The organism is Dermatophilaceae bacterium Sec6.4, from assembly GCA_039636865.1.
Lineage (GTDB): Bacteria > Actinomycetota > Actinomycetes > Actinomycetales > Dermatophilaceae > Allobranchiibius.
Map to the genome: position 1 here is coordinate 38,186 of CP144172.1, position 19,269 is coordinate 57,454.

General features: G+C 67.8%; 24 protein-coding genes. 8 read left to right on the forward strand and 16 right to left on the reverse strand.

All coding sequences use genetic code 11. From position 1 onward, the window contains the following. Nucleotides 1-6 precede the first annotated feature (6 nt). Nucleotides 7-2,385: a DEAD/DEAH box helicase gene (locus V3G39_00235; protein XAS76497.1), complete on the forward strand. Its 2,379-nt coding sequence runs from the start codon at nt 7-9 to the stop codon at nt 2,383-2,385. Here V3G39_00235 and V3G39_00240 read toward each other — a convergent pair. From V3G39_00240 to V3G39_00270, 7 genes are read right to left on the reverse strand one after another with little or no spacing between them, the layout of a single operon-like run. Then, nucleotides 2,346-2,726 (reverse strand): Rv3654c family TadE-like protein, encoded by a 381-nt coding sequence (locus V3G39_00240; protein ID XAS76498.1) that lies wholly within the window; start codon nt 2,724-2,726, stop codon nt 2,346-2,348. The two genes, V3G39_00235 and V3G39_00240, sit on opposite strands and share 40 nt — an antisense overlap. Beyond that, complete coding sequence (locus tag V3G39_00245; protein XAS76499.1) at nt 2,698-3,090, reverse strand: TadE family type IV pilus minor pilin; 393 nt, start codon at nt 3,088-3,090, stop codon at nt 2,698-2,700. Before V3G39_00245 ends, V3G39_00240 begins: the two co-directional genes overlap by 29 nt. Next, nucleotides 3,087-3,464: a DUF4244 domain-containing protein gene (locus V3G39_00250; GenBank protein ID XAS76500.1), complete on the reverse strand. Its 378-nt coding sequence runs from the start codon at nt 3,462-3,464 to the stop codon at nt 3,087-3,089. The genes V3G39_00245 and V3G39_00250 overlap by 4 nt, the downstream gene beginning before the upstream one ends. 34 nt (nt 3,465-3,498) lie before the next feature. Next, the gene (locus tag V3G39_00255) at nt 3,499-4,080 is read right to left on the reverse strand and encodes a type II secretion system F family protein (protein XAS76501.1); all 582 of its coding nucleotides are present in this window, start codon (nt 4,078-4,080) and stop codon (nt 3,499-3,501) included. After that, a complete protein-coding gene (locus tag V3G39_00260) occupies nt 4,077-4,805 on the reverse strand; it encodes a type II secretion system F family protein (protein XAS76502.1) in 729 nt (242 codons plus the stop codon). Before V3G39_00260 ends, V3G39_00255 begins: the two co-directional genes overlap by 4 nt. Beyond that, nucleotides 4,802-5,935, reverse strand: coding sequence for a TadA family conjugal transfer-associated ATPase (locus tag V3G39_00265; GenBank protein ID XAS76503.1), 1,134 nt, complete (start codon nt 5,933-5,935; stop codon nt 4,802-4,804). The genes V3G39_00260 and V3G39_00265 overlap by 4 nt, the downstream gene beginning before the upstream one ends. Next, a complete protein-coding gene (locus tag V3G39_00270; protein XAS76504.1) occupies nt 5,932-6,744 on the reverse strand; it encodes a P-loop NTPase in 813 nt (270 codons plus the stop codon). Before V3G39_00270 ends, V3G39_00265 begins: the two co-directional genes overlap by 4 nt. Here V3G39_00270 and V3G39_00275 point away from each other — a divergent pair. Beyond that, on the forward strand, nt 6,735-6,998 hold the full coding sequence (locus V3G39_00275; GenBank protein ID XAS76505.1) for a hypothetical protein: 264 nt from the start codon (nt 6,735-6,737) through the stop codon (nt 6,996-6,998). The genes V3G39_00270 and V3G39_00275 overlap by 10 nt on opposite strands. Nucleotides 6,999-7,116: 118 nt before the next feature. On the opposite strand, the gene V3G39_00280 is transcribed toward V3G39_00275, so the two are convergent. Next, the gene (locus tag V3G39_00280; GenBank protein XAS76506.1) at nt 7,117-7,950 is read right to left on the reverse strand and encodes a Fic family protein; all 834 of its coding nucleotides are present in this window, start codon (nt 7,948-7,950) and stop codon (nt 7,117-7,119) included. A 260-nt stretch (nt 7,951-8,210) separates the two neighbouring features. Between V3G39_00280 and nhaA the strand changes: the two genes are divergently transcribed. Both nhaA and V3G39_00290 read left to right on the forward strand, forming a co-directional pair. Then, complete coding sequence (gene nhaA / locus V3G39_00285; GenBank protein XAS76507.1) at nt 8,211-9,497, forward strand: Na+/H+ antiporter NhaA; 1,287 nt, start codon at nt 8,211-8,213, stop codon at nt 9,495-9,497. Between the two features lie 64 nt (nt 9,498-9,561). Beyond that, nucleotides 9,562-9,993, forward strand: a complete 432-nt coding sequence (locus tag V3G39_00290; protein ID XAS76508.1) for a phage holin family protein — start codon at nt 9,562-9,564, stop codon at nt 9,991-9,993. A gap of 15 nt (nt 9,994-10,008) precedes the next feature. Here the strand turns inward: V3G39_00290 and V3G39_00295 are convergent, their stop codons facing one another. Further along, on the reverse strand, nt 10,009-10,653 hold the full coding sequence (locus tag V3G39_00295; GenBank protein ID XAS76509.1) for a CoA pyrophosphatase: 645 nt from the start codon (nt 10,651-10,653) through the stop codon (nt 10,009-10,011). After that, nucleotides 10,650-11,309, reverse strand: coding sequence for an endonuclease III (gene nth, locus V3G39_00300; protein ID XAS78152.1), 660 nt, complete (start codon nt 11,307-11,309; stop codon nt 10,650-10,652). Before nth ends, V3G39_00295 begins: the two co-directional genes overlap by 4 nt. A 124-nt stretch (nt 11,310-11,433) precedes the next feature. On the opposite strand from nth, the gene V3G39_00305 reads away from it, so the two are divergent. Beyond that, nucleotides 11,434-12,111 (forward strand): Crp/Fnr family transcriptional regulator, encoded by a 678-nt coding sequence (locus V3G39_00305; GenBank protein ID XAS76510.1) that lies wholly within the window; start codon nt 11,434-11,436, stop codon nt 12,109-12,111. Between the two features lie 38 nt (nt 12,112-12,149). Here the strand turns inward: V3G39_00305 and V3G39_00310 are convergent, their stop codons facing one another. Genes V3G39_00310 through V3G39_00330 form a run of 5 tightly spaced genes read right to left on the reverse strand, consistent with a single transcriptional unit; the run spans nt 12,150 to nt 15,761 of the window. Further along, nucleotides 12,150-12,917 carry an MBL fold metallo-hydrolase gene (locus V3G39_00310; GenBank protein XAS76511.1) on the reverse strand — a complete coding sequence of 256 codons (768 nt, stop codon included), beginning with the start codon at nt 12,915-12,917 and terminating at the stop codon, nt 12,150-12,152. Beyond that, complete coding sequence (locus V3G39_00315; GenBank protein XAS76512.1) at nt 12,914-13,774, reverse strand: NUDIX hydrolase; 861 nt, start codon at nt 13,772-13,774, stop codon at nt 12,914-12,916. Before V3G39_00315 ends, V3G39_00310 begins: the two co-directional genes overlap by 4 nt. 33 nt (nt 13,775-13,807) lie before the next feature. Next, nucleotides 13,808-14,269, reverse strand: a complete 462-nt coding sequence (locus V3G39_00320; protein XAS76513.1) for a RidA family protein — start codon at nt 14,267-14,269, stop codon at nt 13,808-13,810. Continuing rightward, entirely contained in the window at nt 14,269-14,424 is a 156-nt protein-coding gene (locus V3G39_00325) for a hypothetical protein (GenBank protein ID XAS76514.1), read from the reverse strand. The genes V3G39_00320 and V3G39_00325 overlap by 1 nt, the downstream gene beginning before the upstream one ends. A 53-nt stretch (nt 14,425-14,477) precedes the next feature. Beyond that, a complete protein-coding gene (locus V3G39_00330; protein ID XAS76515.1) occupies nt 14,478-15,761 on the reverse strand; it encodes an FAD-dependent oxidoreductase in 1,284 nt (427 codons plus the stop codon). Nucleotides 15,762-15,886: 125 nt separating this feature from the next. Here V3G39_00330 and V3G39_00335 point away from each other — a divergent pair, with 125 nt between their 5' ends. Genes V3G39_00335 through V3G39_00345 form a run of 3 tightly spaced genes read left to right on the forward strand, consistent with a single transcriptional unit; the run spans nt 15,887 to nt 18,788 of the window. Further along, nucleotides 15,887-16,654, forward strand: a complete 768-nt coding sequence (locus tag V3G39_00335) for an alpha/beta hydrolase (GenBank protein ID XAS76516.1) — start codon at nt 15,887-15,889, stop codon at nt 16,652-16,654. Next, entirely contained in the window at nt 16,651-17,628 is a 978-nt protein-coding gene (locus V3G39_00340) for an ArsA-related P-loop ATPase (GenBank protein XAS76517.1), read from the forward strand. Before V3G39_00335 ends, V3G39_00340 begins: the two co-directional genes overlap by 4 nt. Beyond that, the gene (locus V3G39_00345; GenBank protein XAS76518.1) at nt 17,625-18,788 is read left to right on the forward strand and encodes an ArsA-related P-loop ATPase; all 1,164 of its coding nucleotides are present in this window, start codon (nt 17,625-17,627) and stop codon (nt 18,786-18,788) included. Before V3G39_00340 ends, V3G39_00345 begins: the two co-directional genes overlap by 4 nt. On the opposite strand, the gene V3G39_00350 is transcribed toward V3G39_00345, so the two are convergent. Beyond that, nucleotides 18,785-19,087 (reverse strand): WhiB family transcriptional regulator, encoded by a 303-nt coding sequence (locus tag V3G39_00350; protein XAS76519.1) that lies wholly within the window; start codon nt 19,085-19,087, stop codon nt 18,785-18,787. The two genes, V3G39_00345 and V3G39_00350, sit on opposite strands and share 4 nt — an antisense overlap. Nucleotides 19,088-19,269 lie beyond the last annotated feature (182 nt).

Genomic DNA, 19,269 nt, shown 5'->3' on the forward strand with positions numbered 1-19,269 from the left:
GGAGAGATGCCGAACCCGAACCAACAGCGCCCGGCCGTGCCGGCCTTCGACCCGGCGTCAGCGCTGGATGCCCTGCACGGGGTCGCCTCCGGCTCAGTGGTCCACCAACGCACCACGACACCACAGCCCGGGCGCACGACGTCGTGGCCTTCCTGGGTGGATTCGCCGGTGCGCGCCGCGGTAGAAGGTACCGGGGTCACCCGGCTCTGGACCCACCAGCGCCAGGTCGCCGACCTGGCCCACGCCGGAACGGACGTCGGTATCTGCACCGGCACTGCATCGGGTAAGAGCCTGGCCTACCTGCTGCCGGTGCTCTCGGCGTTGTCAGAGGGCCTGAACGCACCCACCGGCCGCGGCGCGACTGCCATTTATCTGGCGCCGACGAAAGCCCTGGGCGCCGACCAGGAAGCTCGGATCCGCTCCTACGCGATCCCCGGTATCCGCGCGGCAACCCTGGACGGAGACACCCCCACAGATGAGCGGCGGTGGATCCGCGAGCACGCCCATCTCGTGCTGACCAATCCGGATCTGCTGCACCACACCCTGCTACCCCAGCATGAGCGGTGGGCTACTTTCTTCCGCCGGTTGACGTACGTCGTGGTCGACGAATCGCACCTGTACAAAGGGGTCTTCGGCGCCCACGTCGCATTGATCCTGCGCCGGTTGCGTCGGATCGCCGCGCGGTACTCCGCCGAGCCCACCTTCATCCTGGCCTCTGCCACGGCTGCTGCTCCCGCCGCGCAGTTCTCTGCACTGGTCGGCACCGACGTGCAGGTCGTGGACGACGACGCGTCTCCGCAGGGCCCGCGCACCTTCGCCTTGTGGGAACCGGGGCCTGCGCGGATCGAGGGCGACACCGGGCGACGCAGCGCCGTGGCCGAATCCGCGGATCTGATGACCGCGCTAGTCGCGTCCGGTGTCCAGACCCTGACCTTCGCGCGTTCACGGGTAGGCGTCGAAGTTGTTGCCGAGATGACCCGCGCGCACCTGTCCGTGACTGACCGGGTCGCCGCCTATCGTGGTGGATATCTGCCCGAGGAGCGGCGCGCACTGGAAGCCGATCTACGCAGCGGCGCGCTGCGCGGGCTGGCGGCCACCAGCGCCCTGGAACTGGGTATCGACATCAGTGGACTGGACGCGGTGGTCATCGCCGGTTGGCCGGGCACCGTGGCCTCCTTCCGGCAACAGGCCGGCCGATCGGGGCGCGGCGGATCGCCGTCGTTGGTGATCCTGGTCGCTGCCGACGACCCGCTCGACACCTTCCTGATCCACCATCCCGAGGCGATCTTCGACCGACCCGTGGAGCAGGCGGTCTGCGATCCGGGCAACCCCTACGTGCTCGCTCCCCACCTGGCGGCAGCTGCGGCGGAGTTACCGGTGACCGTGCAGGACAGCAGCTACTTCGGCGACGGTATGGTCCCGCTGCTGGCCTCCCTCGTCGCGCGAGGGGTGTTGCGACGACGCCCGCGGGGTTGGTTCTGGGCCCGCGAAGACCGACCGGCCGATCACTTCTCGTTGCGCGGGGACGGGTCGGACGTCGTGCGGATCGTGGAGACGAGAACCGCTCGCGTCCTGGGGACGGTGGACGGGTCCAGATCGCACACCGCCGTGCATACCGGCGCCGTCTACACCCATCAGGGCGCTCCTTTCGTCGTGAGCGCGCTGGACCTGGAGGACGGCAGCGCGCACGTGGTGCCCGGTGACCCGGGATGGTCGACGATGGCCCGGTCGGTCAGCTCCTTCGACATCGTCAGCTCCGACAGGAACCAGGTCTGGGCAGATTGCGAGTTGCATTTCGGCACCATCCGGGTGCGTTCGCAAGTGACCTCGTTCCTGCGCAAACTCCCGTCCGGCGAAGTCATCGGCGAACATCCGCTGGATCTGCCTGAGCGCCAGCTGGTGACCCGGGGCGTCTGGTGGACGATGCCGGAGTCGGTTGCCCTGGACGCCGGGGTCAGCGCGGAAGATCTACCCGGCGCCCTGCACGCCGCCGAGCATGCATCGATCGGAATGTTGCCCCTGGTCGCGCAGTCTGACCGTTGGGATATCGGGGGTGTCTCCACCGCCCTGCACCCGGACACCGGTATGCCGACCGTCGTGGTCTACGACGGCCACCCGGGCGGAGCCGGCTTCACCGAGCGTGCCTACGCGGCAGCCAGGATCTGGCTGTCGGCGACCCGTGCTGCGATCGAGAGCTGCCCCTGCCTGCACGGCTGCCCGGCCTGCGTACAGTCGCCCAAATGCGGCAACGGAAACGAACCGTTGGACAAACGTGGCGCTGTACTTCTGCTCGACCGGTTGCTGCGTTCGGCCCCGGACGCTCACCCGGCTGCCCATTCGGATGATCACCCGGCTGCCTCCGGGCCGGCGCGCGACCTCGCATGAGCAGCACCCAGACCCCACTTCGTCACCACCGCACTGGACACAACGACATCGATAGTCACTGTGTCACCTGCGGTCAGGCACGACACCAGTCGTGCCCCGTTGGCCGTCACCATTCTGTCCGCGCTCCCGCACGGGTCGCCCCCGCCGCTCAACAGTGCTGTCGCGCCCGCGAGCGCGCCCTGGTCGGCGGCGATCCTGGCGCGCATGCTCGCGTGCACGGCCGAGACCACGACGAGCCCACCGGCCATCACCAGCAGGATGACCGATATCACCCCCGCCAGCAGAACTGTCCCGCTGCCGCGATCGGGCGCCTCACGGCAGCGTCGTCGGCGCCGTCTCACGCTGCGCCACCCCCGTCGAATGCAACGAAGCGGACCCGACAACCCACCCGAAGGGGCCCCGGACCGGGCTGGTCACCGTTACCCGGATCAGATCGCCGTCCTCTTCGACACCGATCCCGGACCCCGCCGGTGCGGCACGCAGACCCTGCTCACGAACCACCGATGGGGCATCGCCGCGCGCTGCGGATCGGGACGCGACCCGGGCCGCATCTGCGCACCTGACCTGGTCGACACCCGCCGTCAATGCCCCGAGCGCGACCAACAGCACAAACACGACGGCGGGCAGGCCGACCGCCAGCTCGGCCGACACCATCCCGGCATCGGCATGGGTTCGATGCCGCCGATCGGCTCGGGGGCCGCTCACGACGCGACGCTGAGCGCCTGCTGGATGATCGAGGTCAACGCCGACTTCACCGCCCCGGACTTGACCACGCCGATCAACACCGCCGCGAAAGCGACTGCGGCGAGGGTACCGACGGCATATTCGGCCGTCGACATCCCCGCTGTTCGGCCTGCCCGTAGGGCTCGACTCCAGCGTGGGTGCGCCTGCGCTGCTCGGGTCTTCTGAACCGCTCGGGTCTTCTGAACCGCTCGGGTCTTCTGAACCGCTCGGGTCTTCTGAACCGCTCGGGTCTTCTGAACCGCTCGGGTCTTCTGAACCGCTCGTCGTGTCATTTGAACCGCTCCTCGTGTCATCTGTGACTCCTTCGATTTGGGGCACCGGGCCCTGTGGTTCATCCATCGGTCGAGGGATGAGGCGATGGGAGTGCGGTCATGCCGCACCAGCCAGCACGCCGCGCGCGATCGAGGCAACGACGGGTACGACGCTGAGCAAGGCGAAAGCAGGCAGGAAACACAGGCCCAGCGGAATCACGATCAGGACGCCGACCCGGCCTGCAGCTTCGTCCAGCCGCTGGTCTTCACGGCGACGAATGTCCTGCGCAGCGCGGCGGAGCAGATCACCCGGTGGTGCACCGGCGCTGACGGCCAACGCCAACGCGGCGGCAGCGGGCTTCCACACCTGCGGTAGACCGTCCCACGCCGATACCTCGTCGACGCCCCACCGAAGTGCCGCCGAGACCTGGCTCAGATGCGCGCCGACCTCGGCCCCCGCATCGACCGCCACCGCCTCGATGGCCACGACCATCGGTACTCCGCTGCTGAGCGCGAGCGCCAGGAGATCCAGTGTTTCGGCGACCGTATGCACGTCATCGGGCCGCACGCTGCCGTCCGGCTGGTGCACGGCAACCACCTCGCCCGACCCGCAGTACGCGACGCTGGTCGGCCACAGCAACGGCAGCGATGCGAGCAGCACGATCGCCCACCAGATCGGCGCTGATCCTGCCCCTGTCACTTCAGCGTCTCCGGTGCGCAGGATCTCCTGATCATCGCTGCGATGAGACGTCGACCCAGCCACGTCAACAGCAGTCCGAGGCCCAACGACACACGACCTACACCGCCGGAGTAGAGCTGGGTCGGGTCGATACCGACCACCATCGAGATGCCGACTCCGAGCAGCGGCAGCAGTGTCAGCACCTGCATGCTCGCGCGCGGTCCCGCTGTCGCAGCAGCGATCCGACGGCGTTGGTCCTGCCCCTGCGACATCAGCCGGACCGCCGCGGCGACCGCCTCGCTCAACCCGCACCCGACCCGATCCGACAGCGACCACGCACGCGCCACCGGACCGAGACCGGCCTGCGGGTAGCGGGCGGCCAACTGCGCCCAGGTGTCCGCGAGCGGCGCCCCACCGACTGCCGCACCGTGCAGCCGCAGGAGCTGAGCCCGCAGCTGAGGCTCGCTGGTGGTCCGTAACGCGACCGATGCCGCCGTGGAGACTGCGACCAGCGGCGGCACGCCTGCCTGAATGGCCGGCGAGATGCCCGCCAGTAACGTCTCGAACACTTCGCTCTCGTCACCAGCAGCGGAGCCACGTAGACGTCGCGCGACCATCCTCAGTGCCTCGCGCAGGGACATCCGGCGGGTTGATCCCGCCGCCGGGCGGTCCGGACGCCCGACGCTCAACGGCCAGCACCACAGCGCACCGACGCAGCACCCCAACGCCCAGCCCACGCCGCTCACGCGCGGACTCGCAGGATCTGTGCCAATGCGTCCCAGCCGCAGCCCCGCTCGAGCCGACCGCCCTCGCGGATCAGCGCCGGGTCAACTTGTAGCGCCGCGCCATCCCAACCGATCACCCCGATCTCACCGACGATCCGGACACCAGCCTCACGGCGCAGGTGGATGACCACCTGGATCGCACTCACCAGCTGGGTGCGCACGGCGTGCTCGGACATCCCCGCCAGTGCACCCAACGCTTCGAAGCGCGCCGGTACGTCGGAGGCCGCGTTGGCATGCACTGTGCCGCAGCCACCCTCATGACCGGTGTTGAAAGCGGTCAACAGCTCTCGCACCTCGCCCCCACGGACCTCTCCGACGACGAGCCGGTCCGGCCTCATTCGCAGCGACTGCCGCACCAATGTCTCCAATGAGACCGCGCCTGCGCCCTCGACATTCGGGGTACGGCCCTGCAATGCCACGACGTGCGGGTGGTCGATGCGTAGTTCGCGCACGTCCTCGACGACGACGATCCGTTCAGTGACCGGCACCAGGGACAGCAGCGCACCAAGCAGTGTCGTCTTGCCCGATCCGGTACCTCCGGTGACGACGAAGGCGGCCCGCGCAGCGACCAACTGACACAACACCTCGGCGCCAAGCTGCCCGAACATCGACGCGGCCTGCAAGGCAGCGACGGTCGGCGGGTGATCTCTGGGCACCCGCAGGCTGATATGCGCCGCGTGCGCAACCAGCGGCGGTAGTACTGCATGCAGCCGCACACCACCAGGCAGCAGCCCGTCCACAAACGGTGTGGTCTCATCCAGCCGTCGCCCCGCGGCGGTCGCCAGACGCACCGCGAGTCGGCGCACAGCGACGGCATCTCCGACATCGCACGACGTTTCCTCCAGCCCGTTCCCACGGTCGATCCACACCCCGTCGGTGCCGTTGACCAGCACATCGGTCACAGCACCCTGTTCGAGCAGCTCCTGCAGCGGGCCGGCGCCGAACACTTCGGCCACCATCTTCGAGCGCAGCGCAGCGACCCGGCCGGACCCGAGGGTGACCCGGTCCAATGCAGCCAGCGCGTCGACTGCCTGGAGGGTGGGCGGAGTGCCGCGCCGGATCTGGTCCCACATTGCTTCATCGACGCTCATGACGCGTCCCGACGCTGCATCAGGGCGTCCAGCAGGTGCTCGCACGAGGAGGCCAACGCGCCACGCGCGCCCGGGCCGATTCCCCGCGCGAGGGCTCGTTCCACCCGCCGCTCGGTCCGTATCCTGGCCAGTACCGGCGCCTCGACGACGTCGGCCACCTGCGTCGCCAGCACGGGCGATCCGTCCCGCAGCACCAGAACCGGCTCCCTGCCGCTCTGTCTCAGCGCGCTCGCGGTAGCGGCTGCGGCGCCAGTGCCACGGACCGTTGCGTGCACCACCACGACGACCTCGATCTCGACCGGCACGACCTCCAACTCCTCCAGGGAGCACGCGTCGATCAGCACCAGATCGCAGGCGGTGATGAGTGCCGCGACGACCGCAGCGACGACGTGCTCAGGTACTGCCGCGGGCTCACGACCGTGCGACAGGACACCGATCGAACCGGTCCCGGTCGACCTTCCGCTGACCGGCCCGACCCCCGGCAGGGCTTCGAACAGCGCGGAACCATCCAACTCCCCGTCCACGCCACACACCTCGCACCACCGCACTCCGGGTGTCTGCTCGATGCCGAAGACGACGTCGAGGCCGCCGCCGGTGGCATCCAGGTCGATGATCCCGACCGCGTACCCCCGTCGGGCAGCGACGGCCGCGAGCGCTGCCGTCAGGGTCGAGGCACCGGCCCCGCCACCGCACCCGATCACTGCGAACGGGGCACCCGTCGGCTGCGATACCGGGCCCGGGCCCGATGCGAGAGCGGAGGCAGCCACGAAGGTCAATGTGGACGTCGGTGCGGAAGTCGGTGCAGACATATCCGTACTTCACCGGCTGCACCGCCGGACGCACCAGTGATGGCCGCCGACGTGTGGACCGGTTCCACCGCACCGCGGGGATGTGGACGGGGCTGGCGGGTCACCTGTTGAAGGCGCCCCACTACGTCGAAGGCGCCCCCACCATGATCGGTGGGGGCGCCTTCACCAACGCGCGGGTGACCTGGTTACCAAGCGTGCACATGGCTGCTGCCGGCCCGTCCGTGAGGTGCGGGAACGATCTGGTTCATCAGTGAACTGCCTGCGCGTGGGTGCCTGGTCATTCGCGGTGGTGTGTAGTTATGACCTCAGGTCTACTCCTGCTGGGGCACACATACAAGGGTCGCGCCGGACACGTTTCAGGAGGACAATGCGCTAGTTCAGCCGGCCCGCCAGCACCGCGTCGCAGATGCGGCCGCCTTCCTGCGCACCGGCCGCTACCGCCTCTGCGCAGTGGATCAACCACAGGCGCACCCCGTCCGGCGTACCGGTCGCGTACGCCGCGAGCGCGCCCAGGTACTCCACGACGCCGCTGCGCCCGTGTCCCCACTCAGGCACCGAAACGCCGGTGGGGTCCAGTCCGCCCTCGACCAGCAGCGCCCGCTCGAAAGCTCTGGCGACCACGGCGTTACCCCTCGCGAACGGTCGGGCACAGGCGATCTCGGCGTGGGCGATCGCCGCGACCACGACGATCGGCGCGTCCTGCGAGGCGTCCAACAGCCCCGCGATGCCGCGCATCCGTTCCGCAGCTACCGATGCCGGCGGCGCTGACCCCAGCTCCACCAACTCGCGACAGTCCTGGTCACCGGTGCGCGGACGCCCGAGAGACTCCTGTTCAGCGAGGTCCGCGGCAGCAGCGACGTGCAGCCGCGCGAGGGCGCCGGAAGGCGCGGACCGCACCGCGGCGCCGAGGCGTTCGGTCTGTGAGGTCGCCCGTACCGCGCTGCGCAAGGCCTGTTCCAACGGTCCCGCCGGGTCCGGCCAGGCGACCGCTCCGCGCATCAGGTCGCGTACGACGTCGACGCTGAACTCCGCCCCGTCCAGGGCTGCACTCGCCCGCGCACCCCGGACCCGCGACTCGGTCGCGCCCTCGGGGATGCGCCGTCGAAGCGCAGGGTGCCACCGCAGCGCCGTACAGGTCTCGCGGGCATCGTTCACGGCATCCGCCACCCCGGGAAGTGTCAGCAGATCGTCCAGAGGTCCGGCCACGGACGACCAATTTAGCGTGGGCTGTCCGGGCAGGATCTCGCGTGCGTCCGATGGAGGGTCGAACAAGGGCCGCCAACCGCACGCAACGTCATAACCATCATGCTCGTTGTGCCCGCCGGTCCGCCCCTCCGGTGCTCCCAGTTCGCACCGATGCAGCACCACGAGATGGTGATCCGGATAAACTGGGAGTTCCATGGGAGCCGAAGGTCCCGGTCGGCACGTCGTCGAAGATCTCACCGAACCGCGAAGGCGGCCAACTCTTGTCTCTTCCCACCGACACCAAGAATGCACTGTTCTCCCGCGGCGAATGGCCCGAGGCCAAACGCGTCGCCGATCTGCTGCGGCTGGAGACAATCGGTGGGGCGATGCTGCTGGTGGCTGCGCTCGTGGCGATCATCTGGTCGAACACCCCCTGGGACGCTGCCTACTTCAGTCTGCAGGACTTCGAGTTCGGTCCTTCGTCGCTCGACCTGCACCTCAGCATGAGTCATTGGGCTTCCGATGGGCTGCTCGCGATCTTCTTCTTCACCGTCGGCCTGGAGCTCAAGCACGAGTTCCTGCGCGGCGACCTGCGTGACCCGGCCAAAGCAGTGGTACCGGTCATCGCGGCCGCCTGCGGAGTGGTCGTGCCCGCTGTCTTCTATGTGCTCGTCCAGCTCCTTTCCGGCGGTGGAGCCATCGACGGGTGGGCAATCCCCACGGCTACCGACATTGCGTTCGCTGTCGCGGTCCTGGCCGTGATCGGCACCCATCTACCGACGGCGCTGCGCTCATTCCTGCTGACACTGGCGGTGGTCGATGACCTGATCGCCATCACCATCATCGCGATCTTCTTCACCAGCACGATCAACGTCTGGGCCCTGTTCGGCTCCTTCGCCGTCGTCATCCTGTTCGGCCTCCTGATGCGCTTCGGGGTCCGCAATCCCCTGATCCTGGTACCTGTCGGGGTCATCGCCTGGGTACTGCTGCACGCCTCCGGTATCCACGCCACGATCGCGGGCGTGCTCCTCGGGTTGTCGGTACCGGTGGCGTACGACACTGCCCACAATCTCGAACACCGCATCCGCCCACTGTCCGCAGGATTCTGCGTACCGGTCTTCGCCTTCTTTGCGGCCGGCGTCAACTTCATCGACGGTTTCGCCGACGCCGTGACCGACCCGGTCACGATCGGCATCGTGGTGGGCCTGATCTGCGGCAAGACAGTCGGCATCTTCGGCAGCACCTTTGTGATGGCCAGGTTCACCAAAGCCAAACTGGACGACGGCATCGCCTGGTCGGATCTGTTCGGGATGAGCCTGCTCGCGGGCATCGGCTTCACGGTGTCCTTACTCATCGGCGAGCTCGCCTTCGGCCCCGACAGCGATACCGATCAGCACGTCAAGATCGGGGTTCTGGTCGGGTCCCTCCTCGCTGCGCTACTCGCTACAGCGGTGCTGCGTCGACGTAACAAGATCTACGAAGCCGCGTGGATCGAGGAAAACCGCGACGATGACCATGACGGCATCCCCGACATCTATCAACAGCGCAAACGACACGACTACCCGTAGCCTTCTATAAACTGTGGCCCGACCGCACGCGTACGAACCCACATCGCACCGAAGGAGACCCTCGATGGCTCAGAGCACCAAAGAGCAGCCCAGCACCTCATCCCGTGAGGCAGCTGGGCAGCGCACGCTCGGCCAGTTGGTCGCCGATGCCCAGACCGATGTCAAAGACATCGTCAAAGGTGAGATCGCCCTCGCGAAGATTGAGATCAAGTCCGATGTCGCCAAGGGTGGCAAGGGCGCGGGCATGCTGGTCGGGGCGGCCGTCTTCGGCCTCTTCGCGCTCGGCTTCCTGCTGACTGCGGGCGCCTGGGCGCTGTCGCTGGTACTGCCGACCTGGGCGGGCTTCCTCATCGTCGGCGGCGCTCTGCTGCTCATCACGGCCCTCCTCGCGCTGGTCGGCATCGGTGCCCTGAAGAAGATCAAGGGCAAGCCGGAGCGCACCATTGAAACCAGCCAGAAGGCTGTCGCAGCGATCAAGCCGCCGAAGGCCGCGTAGGGGCAGCGCCGGGCGTCACACCCGCCGGTAGCGCTCGGGTACGAGTCGTTCGTCGTGCTCGTCCCAGGGCACTGCATGTCCGGCGAGCTTCAATGTTTCGTTGAGCAGGATCGCAGTGAATCCCCAGATGTAGAGTCCGTCCACCTCGAACGCGGGTGCGGCGAACTTCCGCCCTGGTGCGACCGCAGTGAACCGGTTCGCCGGATCGATCAGGTCAGCGACTGACACCCGCGCCACTCTGGCGACCTCGGCCTCGCGGGCCACGACGGGCGATGGTGATTCCCACCAGGCCACCACGGGCGTGACCTGAAACCCCGTCACACTCAGCGGGAATATCGGCAACTGACCCACGACGTACACACCCTCGGCGCTCAGGCCTACCTCCTCGTTGGCCTCCCGCAACGCAGTGTCGCGAGGTGCGGCGTCCCCCGGGTCGACACCTCCGCCGGGAAAGGACACCTGCCCAGCATGTTTACGCAGCGTCTCAGCGCGCTGGGTCAGCAGGATGTCTTCGCCGCCACCGACGCGCGGGCCGAAGAGCATCAATACGGCGGACGCCCGACCACCGGAGCCCGAACCCGCCGCGAATCTCGGCATCCGCTGCGCGGCCTGAGCTTCGATGTTCTGCAACCACGACGGAACGGGGTGACCATCGCTCACCGAGGTGCCATCTCGTATTTGAGCAGCGCGCGGGCCTTGTCCGGATCGGTCTCGCCATCGCCGTACGACGGGCACCAGCGGGCCACCGGGCACACCCCGCAGGCGGGTTTCTTCGCGTGGCACATCCGCCGACCGTGGAAGATCAGCACATGGCTGAGCATCGTCCAGTCCTTGCGCGCGAACATCTGGCCGATAGCGGCTTCGACCTTGACGGGGTCGGTCTCCTCGGTCCACCCGAAGCGCCGCACGAGTCGCCCGAAGTGGGTGTCCACCGTCAGGCCCGGTATTCCGAAGGCGTCGCCGAGCACCACATTGGCAGTCTTGCGCCCTACTCCGGGCAGCGTGACGAGATCCTCCAGCCGGGGTGGGACAGCGCCGTCGTACCGCTCGACCAGCGCCTGACCCAAGGTGATCACCGAGTTGGCCTTCGCCCGGAAGAACCCCGTCGGACGCAGCAGCGTCTCCAGCTGCTCCCGATCCGCGCCGGCGTAGGCCGCGGCGTCGGGGTAGCGCTGGAACAACGTGGGCGTCACCTTGTTGACCCCGACGTCCGTTGTCTGCGCAGACAGGATGGTTGCGACCAGCAACTCCAACGGGGTGCTGAAGTCCAGTTCACAATGGGCATAGGGATACGTCTGCTCCAGCGCGCGGTACATCTTGCGGGCGCGACGGGTGCGCGAGACGGGGCTCTGCGTGCTGGTGTCGAGACGTTTCACCCGGTCGAGACTAGGCCTCGCTTCGATCACCCGGATGACATGGTGACGTGGCACACTTACCCCTGTGGAAACCGAAGCCGTGCGCAAGGCGCCGTTGTTCGCTGCTTTGAACGATACGGACGCGGAGGCGCTGCTCGCATCGATGTCGCGCACTCAGATTCCACGTGGCGCTGAGTTGTTCAGTGAAGGCGACCAGGGCGACTCCCTCTACGTCATCACCGCCGGCAAGGTGAAGCTGGGTCGGCGCTCCGTCGACGGCCGCGAGAACCTGCTGGCCATCCTCGGGATGGGCGAGATGCTCGGTGAGCTGAGCCTGTTCGATCCGGGGCCCCGCACTGCCACGGCCACTGCAGTCGCCGACACCGAGCTGGTCGGGCTGGCCCACCCGGACATGACCGACTTCCTCAAGGACCGCCCCGAGGTCGCCATGACGATGCTGGCTGCCCTCGCCCGCAGGCTGCGCCGCACCAACGAGGCGCTCGGCGACCTTGTATTCACCGATGTGCCGGGCCGGGTCGCCAAGGCGTTGCTGGACCTCTCCAGTCGCTTCGGGCGGCCGGTCGACGACGGCATCCTGGTCGCGCACGACCTGACCCAGGAGGAGTTGGCCCAGTTGGTCGGCGCGTCCCGGGAGACCGTCAACAAGGCACTGGCCGATTTCAGCGCACGCGGCTGGGTCAAGCTCGAAGCACGCGCGGTGACCCTGCTCGACGTCGAACGACTGCAGCACCGCGCACGCTGATGCAGTGCGTGCAACCGCATTACTGCTGATTCACTGCGCTAGTCGAGATAGTCCAGCTGGGCCGCCACGGTTGCCTTCGCGGCCGGCCAGACCTCTCGCGGCACGTCCGCATAAACACTTTCCACCACAGCCTGCACGACATCCGGCGCACCAGCCGCGCCGGCTGCGAGCGCCGCCCGTACCTGCTCCAGACGCTGCATCCGATGCGCGGTGTATTGCGCGACGACGGGAGCGGCGTCGGGGTGCGTGGGCCCGTGACCGGGGCCGAGCGTCATTTTTTCCGCGACGGCTGCCAACCGGTCCAACGAGTTCAGGTACGCCGCGAGCTCACCGTCGGGGTGGGCGACCACGCTGGAGCCCCGGCCCAGCACCGTGTCACCGGTCAGCAGCAGGTGTTCACTCTCGACCAGGAACGAGACCGAATCGCTGGTGTGCCCGGGGGTAAGCAGCACCCGGATCTGCAGCCCTCCGAGAGTGATCCGCTCGTTGTCGGAGAACGGCTGCCCGCGGCCGGCACCCCGCACGGGTGCGCCGGTCAGGTCTGCCCAGCGGTCTGCGGACTCCGCATGATCGAAGTGGCCGTGGGTCAGCAGCGTCAGCGCGACACGGGCGTCCTGCGCTGCCACCTGCGCGAGCACTGCCTGCAGATGCGTCTCGTCCAGCGGTCCAGGATCGACGACGACCGCATCCCGGGAGCCGGGCGCCGTCAGCACCCAGGTGTTCGTTCCGTCCAGTGTCATCGGTCCGGGGTTGGGGCAGAGCACCACCGTCGCTCCGGGTGTCACCGGGCCGCCCTGCCAGGTCATACCGGCAGCTGCGCTGTCATGACGACCTGGTCACCGTCGTAGTGAGCCACCGGCATCACCCGGATCACCTGCGGTGTCGAGCCGACGACTGCGGCCGGGGCATCCGCCTGTGTCAGACGTTCCAGATTCGTGCTCGTGGGAGCCAGCATCATCACCTCGCCCGCTGTCAGGGCAGCCAGGAGCTCGGCGGGTCGTACCCACCGGGAGACGTCCGCCTCGGTGGTCTGGTCGTCGGCGATCTGCCCCTCGGGCAGCAGCGCGGCGAAGAAGTAAGTGTCGTAGCGCTTCTTCTCGAACTCCGGCGTCACCCAGTGGTCCTGCAGCGACAGCAGGTCCGAACGGAGCACCAACCGCTCCTCGGACAGCACCTGGGACAGTGACGATTCTTTGGCCAGCAGGTCCGCGCGGTGCTGCTGCCACCTGACACCGCTCACATCCCGCAGTACAGATGTCCCGTCCGGGCCGGCGAGCAGTACACCGCATTCTTCGAAAACTTCCCGGACTGCCGCGCATACGAGTTCCACGGCGTCCTCGCGTGGGACGTCGAGCCGGGCTGCCCACTCATCCGGGCTCGGCCCTGCCCACGGCGGCTCGGCTTCACCGTCGCGGGGATCGACGCCACCGCCGGGGAAGACCCACATCGACGGCGCGAACGCCATCGTCGCGACCCGGCGCTGCATGAAGACCTCCACACCTGAGCCACCCACTTCCGCATCGCCGGACTGCCCGGCGCGCAACACCATCACGGTGGATGCACGCCGAGTGGGCGCACCGGCAGGGCAACCCGCGTCCAGCCAGGTCCGGACCACATCCTCCAGCGGACCGGCGGCAGGGTAGCGCTGTTCTCGGGTGGTCATCGGTGCGATCTCGACGTCTGCACGCCGGGTTCGTCAGCCCTGTACCGAGACGGTGATCTCGACCTCGACCGGGGCGTCCAGCGGCAGTACGGCCACACCGACCGCGGACCTCGCGTGCGCACCCTTCTCGCCGAATGCGTCGGCCAGTAGCTGACTGGCACCGTTGATGACACCGGGCTGGCCGGTGAACGACGGATCGCTCGCCACGAAACCCACCACCTTGATCACCCGGACGGTGTCCAGGTCGGGCACCAGAGACTTCACGGCGGCGATCGCATTCAGCGCGCAGCTGCGTGCCAGGTCTGTGGCCTGCTCCGGGGTGACCTCCGCGCCGACCTTGCCGGTCGCGGCGAGCTTGCCGTCGACCATCGGTAGCTGACCCGACGTCATCACGATGTTGCCGTCCCTGATAGCGGGGACGTAAGCAGCGACCGGTGCTGCGACCGCGGGCACCGTCAGCCCCATCTGCGACAGACGATCCTCCACACCCGACATCAGTTGCCCTTCGGACGCTTCAGGTAGGCGACCAGGTTTCCGCCGTCGCCCTGCAGGACCTGAACCAGTTCCCAGCCGTCCTCGCCCCACTGGTCGAGGATCTGCTTGGTGGCGTGCACGATGAGCGGGACGGTGGCGTACTCCCAGTTGGTCACGTGTTTTCTCCTTGGTGAAGGGGTAAGTCGGGATGGGTGCAGTCTGGCAGGACTCAGCGGGTCGGTGCGAACGGCACCAGTTCGCTCGGGACCTGCCCGGTGACCATCTGGCGCGCGAGCAATCTGGCCGTGAGCGGGCCGAGGGTGATGCCCCACATGCCGTGCCCGCCGTTGACGAACACCCGTGGCACCTTCGTTGCACCGACCAACGGCATGCCGTCGACCGTGACGGGGCGGCTGCCCACCCACAGGTCCTGCGGGTCATCCCAGTCCACTCCGGACAGCAGCGGTCGTCCCGAATGCATGATGCCGTCGACCCGAGCCATGCTCAGCGGTGCATCGGCGTCCGCGAACTCCATGGTGCCGCCCACCCGCAAGCGGTCGCCGTACGGGGTGCAGGCCATCCGCTCGTACGGGAAGTAGACCGGGCAGGCCACCGGGCTCGCCGAAGGCTCGGTGACGCCGAGCGAAAAGCTGTAGCCGCGACCGGCCTGCATGGCGGTGCGCACGCCGCAGCTTTTCGCCAGCTGTGGGAGCCAGGCGCCGGTGGCGATGACGACCGCGTCACCCGAGACCGGCTCACCGCTCATCATCTCCACGGTCACCCCGTGCGGACCGTGCCGCAGCGCGTGCACATTCGCCCCGATCCGCACCTCGCCGCCCCGTTCGCGCACCGCATCGGCGAGCGACTCGACATAGGCACCGGGGTCGATGTAGCGCTGCCCGCCGAGCCGGATCGCCTTCTCCACGTCGGGGCTCACGATCGGTAGCTGCGCACGCAACGTGGCGCCGTCGACCTCGTCGGCCTGCAGGTCCAGCCCGACCTCGCGGATCTGGGCGATCTCGTGCTCCAGCGCGGCGGCGTCCTCGGCCTTGCGGAACGCGGCCATGATCGGCGCTTCCTTCATCCGCGCGCTCACCCCGTTCGCCTCGAGGTGCGCGTACGCCTCGATCGCCTGGGCGTTGACCGGCACGAACTTGGCCATCGTGGCCCGCCACTGCCCCGGCGTACACCGCCGGGCGAAACCGAGCAGGAACCTGACCAGCTGGGGATCGGCCTTGAAGTGGATGTAGAGCGGCGACTTCGGGTCCAGCAGCGCCTTTGCGCCGTACTTGAGAACACCGGGCTCGGACAGCGGCACGCACAGCCCTGGCGAGATCCACCCGGCGTTGCCCCACGAACTACCAGCGGCGATACCGGACCTCTCCACGACGGTGACCCGCACCCCCTGCTCCTGCAGGTACCAGGCCGTCGACAGACCGACCATCCCTGCGCCGACCACCACCACGTGCAGATCGGACCCAGCGTGTACGGGCCGCAGCCCCTGGTGCGCCATTGCAGATGCTCCATCTCGCGTTGCGTCAACGCTTGTTCGCCCTTTTTCAATACTGTTTTGCGACCGTATCAGGGGCGTAGGGCGGGGTAAGACACCGCGATGTGACCGGCAAGTAGGCTCGCAATATGGCATCTGCGCTCGACCTGCTCCACCGTGTCGCGCCACCACCGGATGAAACGACGCCCTACGGTCCGCTGGCCGACCAGCTCTACGACCTGCGCCGCCCGCGCAGTGGAGCACGAAATGTGACGGTCGTCATCGTGCACGGCGGATTCTGGCGACCGGCCACCGATCGCACGCACGCCGGCCCGCAGGCCGAGGCATTGGCCGAAGCCGGTTTCCACGTCGTTGTCGTGGAGTACCGCCGTGCGGAACGAGGCGGGTGGCCGCAGTTGCGCGATGACCTGCTCACTGCCCTCGAAACGGTCGCTGCGCGCGATGACCTGCCCAGTGACATCGTGCTGGTCGGGCACTCGGCAGGAGGTCATCTCGTGACATGGCTGGCCGCGCAGCAGGCACCCGAAGCACGCGCAGTGCTCGCGGCTGTGTCGCTGGCCGGGTGCGTCGATCTGCACCGGGTGTTTGCGCTCGATCTGGGCAACGGCGCCGCGCAGGCACTGATGGGCAGCACCCCCGAGCAGGACCCCCAGGCCTGGGCGGCCGCTGATCCGGCGCTCCTGGGCACACCGCGCATCCCGGTCGTGGCCATCCACGGTGACCGCGACGACGTGGTGCCCGTTGACATCAGCAGGCGGTATGTCGCCGCCGCGCCTGGAACGACAACTATCACCTGCAGTGGTGCCGATCACTTCGATCTGGTCGATCCGCAGGCGCCCGCATTCCGAATAGTCCTGGACACCATCATCGAGCTGGCGGGGGATCCCACCGCGTGACCGCACAACTACACATCATCTCGGGCAAGGGGGGCACCGGGAAAACGACCGTTGCTGCCGCCCTGGCCCTGTCACTGGCACACGAGGGCCAGCACGTGCTGCTCGTCGAAGTAGAGGCGCGTGGCGGCATCAGTCAGCTCTTCGACGTGCCCGTGGGGGGCAAGGAGGAGACGCATGTCGCCCGAGGGCTCGGCGGCGGAGAGGTGCGCGCGTTGGCAGTCGACGCCAAGGCAGCGCTGATGGAGTACCTGCAGATCTTCTACAAACTGGGCCGGGCGGGCAGTCTGCTGGAGAAGTTCGGAGCCGTCGACTTCGCCACGACCATCGCGCCGGGGATGCGCGACGTGCTGCTGACCGGCAAGGTCTACGAGGTCGTCCGCCGCGACGCCCATCACGCACGGCGTGGTTTCCAGCCGTACGACGCCGTCGTCCTGGACGCGCCGCCCACCGGGCGGATCGGCCGGTTCCTCGGCGTCAACCGCGAGCTGTCCGGGCTGGCCAAGATGGGGCCGATCAAGAAGCAGGCCGACTCGATCATGACGATGCTCACCTCCGGACGCAGTCATCTGCACCTGGTGACCCACGCGGAGGAGATGCCGGTGCAGGAGACCATCGACGCGGCGGCAGAGCTGCGGGAGTTGGGACTGACGATGGGGTCGATCATCATCAACGCTGAGCAGGCGGTGCTGCTGGACCCCGATACGCGTGCGCTGCTGCAGGAAGCGGACTTCGACGAGTCGCCGCTTCGTGCCGATCTGACGGCGGCCGACCTGCGCGTGGGCCCGACCCTCGTCGACGGGCTACTGGACGCCGGGCGCCGCAGGGATCAGCGGCTGCGCCTGGAAGAACGCGAAAGTGCCCGTCTGGAAGATCTCGGTATGCCGATCGTCCGGTTGCCGACGATTCGCGACGGGATAGACGCCGGCGGACTACGCCAACTCGCGACCGCGCTACGAGAGCAGGGCCTGCAATGAGCACGCGCGACCTCAACATCGACACGTTGATCGCCGACCGGTCGATCCGCACCATCATCTGCTGCGGATCCGGCGGGGTCGGCAAAACGACGACCGCCGCGGCTGTCGCCATTCGGGCCGCCGAAGCCGGTCGATCGGTAGCCGTGCTCACCATCGATCCCGCCCGCCGCCTGGCGCAGGCGCTGGGCCTGGAGCACCTCGACAACGACCCCGCGCCCGTCGAGACGATCGACACGTCTGCGGGCGGCTGCCTCGACGCGATGATGCTGGACATGAAGCGCACCTTCGATGAGGTGGTGCTCTCGCATTCGACCCCTGAAAAGGCCGACGCCATCATGGCCAACCCGTTCTATCAGGCCGTCTCCAGCTCGTTCGCGGGCACCCAGGAGTACATGGCGATGGAGCGCCTGGGGCAGTTGCACCAGGAAATGTCCGGAGCCGACCCGCGCTGGGATCTGATCGTGGTCGACACCCCACCGTCCCGCTCGGCGATGGATTTCCTGGACGCGCCCAAGAAGCTCGGGTCCTTCCTGGACGGACGATTCATCCGGCTGATGACCGCGCCCGCCAAGGTGGGTGGCCGGGCGTACCTGAAGTTCGTCTCCATCGGGATGGGCTCGGTGACCGCGGTGATGGGCAGGGTGCTGGGCACCCAGTTGCTGACCGATGCCCAGACGTTCATCGCGGCTCTGGACACGATGTTCGGTGGTTTTCGCGAACGCGCCGATGAAACGTATGCCGCGCTCAGCGACGTGAGCACGGCATTTCTGGTCGTCGCCTCCCCGGAGCGGGACGCACTGCGGGAAGCCTCATTCTTCGTGGACCGACTCGCGACCGAAGGCATGCCGCTCGCCGGACTGGTCGTCAACCGCATCCAACCGGTGACAATCCCGTCGCTGTCGTCGTCGCGAGCCCTGGAGACGGCACAGGCGATGCAGGATCTGCCGAACCGACCTGATGGTTGGTCCCCCGCGGATACTGCGGCACTGCTACAGATCCACGCGGAATCCGCGGATCTCGCAGCGCGGCATCGCGCTGCGGTAGAACGGTTCACCGCTGCACATGAGGACATTGCCCAGGTGCAGGTTCCTGCCTCCGGCAGCGACGTCAACAACGTCGCCCAGTTGCGGCAGATCGGCGACGCGCTCAGCGGCGGTTAAGGCCGGTCGCCCGCCTGGGCGGCCTTGAACAACGCGGTCCAGGACACAACTTCTGGTCGGCGGCGTAGCAGTGCTCGACGCTCGCGCTCCGTCATGCCACCCCACACGCCGTACTCGGTGCGGTTGTCCAGTGCGTCCGCAAGACATTCTGCGACGACTGGACAGCCGTGGCAGATGGCCTTCGCATTCTGCTGGGCTGCACCTTTGGCGAACAGCTCATCAGGTGAGCCGCCGCGACAGGCTGCCCGCGCCGCCCAGCCTCGATCCCAGTTCGTTCGCTCTACCGCTACTGCAGTCATCTGGGACCCATTTTCTTAAGGTGATGCATTACCCGAACCAGTTGCTTTATGCAGGGTAAAGTATCAAGAATTCGTCCGGTATGACTAGAAGGAACTACCGAAAATAGCTCATGAGAGCTACTTCCTATCCGGGGGCCTTTCTACAACTGGCGGCGCAGGCTGGTTTGCACGGCACTCCACGT

Excerpts from the sequence above, each read along its gene's own strand:
- V3G39_00290 (XAS76508.1), top strand. The coding sequence starts at position 9,562 with ATGGCTCAGAGCACCAAAGAGCAGCCCAGCACCTCATCCCGTGAGGCA.
- V3G39_00235 (XAS76497.1), top strand. The coding sequence starts at position 7 with ATGCCGAACCCGAACCAACAGCGCCCGGCCGTGCCGGCCTTCGACCCG.
- V3G39_00265 (XAS76503.1), bottom strand. The coding sequence starts at position 5,935 with ATGAGCGTCGATGAAGCAATGTGGGACCAGATCCGGCGCGGCACTCCG.
- V3G39_00270 (XAS76504.1), bottom strand. The coding sequence starts at position 6,744 with ATGTCTGCACCGACTTCCGCACCGACGTCCACATTGACCTTCGTGGCT.
- V3G39_00335 (XAS76516.1), top strand. The coding sequence starts at position 15,887 with ATGGCATCTGCGCTCGACCTGCTCCACCGTGTCGCGCCACCACCGGAT.
- V3G39_00345 (XAS76518.1), top strand. The coding sequence starts at position 17,625 with ATGAGCACGCGCGACCTCAACATCGACACGTTGATCGCCGACCGGTCG.
- V3G39_00350 (XAS76519.1), bottom strand. The coding sequence starts at position 19,087 with ATGACTGCAGTAGCGGTAGAGCGAACGAACTGGGATCGAGGCTGGGCG.
- V3G39_00320 (XAS76513.1), bottom strand. The coding sequence starts at position 14,269 with ATGTCGGGTGTGGAGGATCGTCTGTCGCAGATGGGGCTGACGGTGCCC.
- V3G39_00250 (XAS76500.1), bottom strand. The coding sequence starts at position 3,464 with ATGAACCACAGGGCCCGGTGCCCCAAATCGAAGGAGTCACAGATGACA.
- V3G39_00330 (XAS76515.1), bottom strand. The coding sequence starts at position 15,761 with ATGGCGCACCAGGGGCTGCGGCCCGTACACGCTGGGTCCGATCTGCAC.
- V3G39_00310 (XAS76511.1), bottom strand. The coding sequence starts at position 12,917 with ATGACCTGGCAGGGCGGCCCGGTGACACCCGGAGCGACGGTGGTGCTC.
- V3G39_00315 (XAS76512.1), bottom strand. The coding sequence starts at position 13,774 with ATGACCACCCGAGAACAGCGCTACCCTGCCGCCGGTCCGCTGGAGGAT.
- nth (XAS78152.1), bottom strand. The coding sequence starts at position 11,309 with ATGTACCGCGCGCTGGAGCAGACGTATCCCTATGCCCATTGTGAACTG.